Origin of the sequence: Micromonospora sp. NPDC051296 (genome assembly GCF_040682255.1) — a bacterium.
Lineage (GTDB): Bacteria > Actinomycetota > Actinomycetes > Mycobacteriales > Micromonosporaceae > Micromonospora > Micromonospora craterilacus.
In genome coordinates, this window is record NZ_JBFBAO010000567.1 from 1 (window position 1) to 2,776 (window position 2,776).

Annotated in this window: 4 protein-coding genes; all 4 read left to right on the forward strand. The window is 74.3% G+C overall.

Going from position 1 to position 2,776, the window contains the following annotated elements:
* The coding region (locus tag AB0M52_RS32925) for an EAL domain-containing protein (protein ID WP_363961742.1) at positions 1-281 on the forward strand (281 nt) is incomplete at its 5' end.
* 22 nt (positions 282-303) lie between these two features.
* A complete protein-coding gene (locus AB0M52_RS32930; RefSeq protein ID WP_363961744.1) occupies positions 304-1,629 on the forward strand; it encodes a glycosyltransferase family 87 protein in 1,326 nt (441 codons plus the stop codon).
* Entirely contained in the window at positions 1,626-2,258 is a 633-nt protein-coding gene (locus AB0M52_RS32935; RefSeq protein ID WP_363961746.1) for a phosphoribosyltransferase family protein, read from the forward strand. The genes AB0M52_RS32930 and AB0M52_RS32935 overlap by 4 nt, the downstream gene beginning before the upstream one ends.
* Positions 2,259-2,277: 19 nt before the next feature.
* Entirely contained in the window at positions 2,278-2,664 is a 387-nt protein-coding gene (locus AB0M52_RS32940) for a zf-TFIIB domain-containing protein (protein WP_363961748.1), read from the forward strand.
* Positions 2,665-2,776 lie beyond the last annotated feature (112 nt).

Genomic DNA, 2,776 nt, shown 5'->3' on the forward strand with positions numbered 1-2,776 from the left:
GGTCCACCCTGGATCTCGGTCGAAGCCTCGACCTCGCGGTGGTGGCCGAAGGCGTGGAGCAGGAGACACAGCGCCGAGCCCTCTGGGAGCTCGGCTGCACCGCCGGACAGGGCCATCTCTTCGCCCGACCGCTGGCCGCCGGAACGCTGCTCGCTGCGCTCCAGCGCGGCACCGGTGGCCGGCCGGGTGCCCTCGCGGTCGCGCTGCACGACGCCGGCGCGGTGGTCCGGCTGCCGCAGGGCCGCCGGCAGGGGGGCCGAGGCCGGCACCAGCCGGCCTGAGACACCTGACACACTTGCCCCGATGAGCACCGCCGTCCCGACCGACCGCCGCCCCAGGTGGTGGCACCGGCTCGACCAAGCCGCCGGCGGTCTCACCCTCGACCTCGGCCTCTACGCCGTCTCGGCCGCCTTCGCCGCGGTCACCGCCACCACCGCCACCCTCGTGCCCCATCGCGCCTGGGGCGGGATCGCCGCCCTGGGCTACCTCGCCGCCGCACTCCTGTCCGCAGGTCAGCTCCTCGTCCGGCGCAGTCGGCCGAGGTCCACGCTGGCCGGGCTGCCCGCCCGCTGGCTGATCATCGCCGTCGCCTGGGCCGGCGCCGTGCTGCTGCCCCTCATCTGGCAGAGCGTGCAACGCGCAGCCGGACGGACCGATCGGGCACAGGAGGAGGTGCTGGTCGTCGAGGATTCCGGCCGGCGCCTGCTGGAGACCGGCACGCCGTACCTGGGACGGGACGCCATAGCCGCGCTGCCCCCCGGCGACCAACTGCTCGGCTACACCCCGTACCAGCCGGGCATGGCCCTGTTCGGACTACCCCGCGCAGCCGTCGACGCGTGGTGGACCGACGCCCGGATCTGGTTCGCCGTCGGCACCGCGCTGGCCCTCGTCCTCGCCCTCCGCATCCTGCGGCAACCCACCGCCGGAGCCAGGCCACCCGGGCACGGCGCCGCCCTGCTGCGCGGGGTGCAGGCCGCCACCGTACTGCCGGTCTGCGCACTGACCCTGGCCACCGGGGGCGACGACCTGCCCGTACTCGCACTCTGCCTGCTGGCGCTCGCGCTCGCCGCGACCGCACGTCCCGGTTGGGCCGGCGTCGCCGTCGGGCTGGCCGGAGCGCTCAAGCTGTTCGCCTGGCCGGTCGCCGCGGTGCTGGTCATCTGGGGGCTCACCAGGCGGGCCGGGCTGCGGGTCGCGGCCGGCGCGTTGGGGCTGCCCGCCGCCGCGCTGCTGCCCACTCTGCTGGTCGACCGCGAGGCGCTGGTGGAGAACGTGCTGCGGTTCCCCCTCGGGCACGGCCTGGTCTCCAGCCCGGCACAGTCGCCGTTCCCCGGGCAACTGATCGCGACCGCACTGCCGGCCGGTCGGGCCGTCGCCGCCGGGCTGCTGGTCGCCGCCGGGCTGGCGATCGCCGTCCGGCTCGCCCGCCGCCCACCCCGCACCGCCCCCGCCGCCGCGCTGGTCTGCGGGTACGGGCTGCTCGCAGCAATCCTGCTGATGCCCACCACGCGGTTCGGCTACCTGCTCTACCCGATCGCTTTCCTCCTCTGGGCACCCGCGCTCGAAGTTTCCGGGATCCGGCAACCGGCGAGCGAAGTCCGCCCGCAGGGCGTAGACCTGAGGGCATGACCACCTACCGCGACCGCGCCGAGGCCGGTCGGATGCTCGCCGACCGCCTCACCGCCCTGATCGGCGAACCGGACGTCGTCGTGCTCGGCCTGGTACGCGGGGGCGTGTCCGTGGCCCAGGTCATCGCCGAACGCCTCGGCGCACCGCTGGATGTTCTGGTGGTCCGCAAGCTCGGCATGCCGTGGGCCCCCGAGGTCGCCTTCGGTGCGCTCGGCCCGGGCGGGGTACGCGTGCTCAACGACGTGGTCGCCAGCCAACTCGGCCCGGACGACATCGCCGAGGTGCAGCACCGGGAACAGGCGGAACTGGACCGGCGCGAGCAGCACTACCGGGCCGGCCGACCCCCGCTGGACCTGACCGGCCGTACTGCGGTGATCGTCGACGACGGGCTGGCCACCGGGGCGACCGCTCGCGCGGCCGTCCAGGTCGGCCGCCACCTCGGCGCCCGTCGCGTCGTGGTCGCCGTCCCGGTCGGTTCACAGGAGGCATGCGAAATGCTGGCCGCCGAGGCCGACGAGCTGATCTGTGCCCAGCGACCGCCCGCGTTCGGCGCGGTCGGGGCCTACTACGACGACTTCCACGAGGTCTCCGACGACGAGGTCCTGGCCGCGCTGACCGCTACCGCGTGAACGGACCAGGTACCGTCGGGTGATGAGCCTGACCTGTCCCAAGTGTCACGGAGAAATGCGCCAGTACGAGCGCAGCGGCGTTGTCATCGACCAGTGTGGCGAGTGCCGGGGCATCTTCCTCGACCGCGGCGAGTTGGAGAAGCTGTTCGAGGCGGAGGCCAACTGGAGCGCGCAACAAGCCCCGCCCGCCCCCCAGCCGGCCCAGCATGTCACCCAGCCGGGCGGTTACCCGCCGCCGCCCGCGCCCGCGCCGCAGCAGCCGGGCTACGGCACCGTGCCGCCGCCCCCGCCGCACGGCTACCCAGCGCCGGCACCGGCACCGGCGTACGGCCAGCAGCACTACGGCTACCACGGGCACTACCGGCGCAAGAAGCGCAAGAGCTTCCTGGACGACATGTTCGGCTGAGCCCTTTCGCGGCGACCGGGCAGCCGCACACCGAAGTTCACGACCTGCTCCCCGCGCATGCGGGGGTGATCCCGGGGTGTAATCCCCGACGCGTGCAGGGAGGACGAACTCC

Bases quoted from the DNA above. Each gene is read 5' to 3' on its own strand.
- AB0M52_RS32930 (WP_363961744.1), top strand. From the start codon at position 304: ATGAGCACCGCCGTCCCGACCGACCGCCGCCCCAGGTGGTGGCACCGG.
- AB0M52_RS32935 (WP_363961746.1), top strand. From the start codon at position 1,626: ATGACCACCTACCGCGACCGCGCCGAGGCCGGTCGGATGCTCGCCGAC.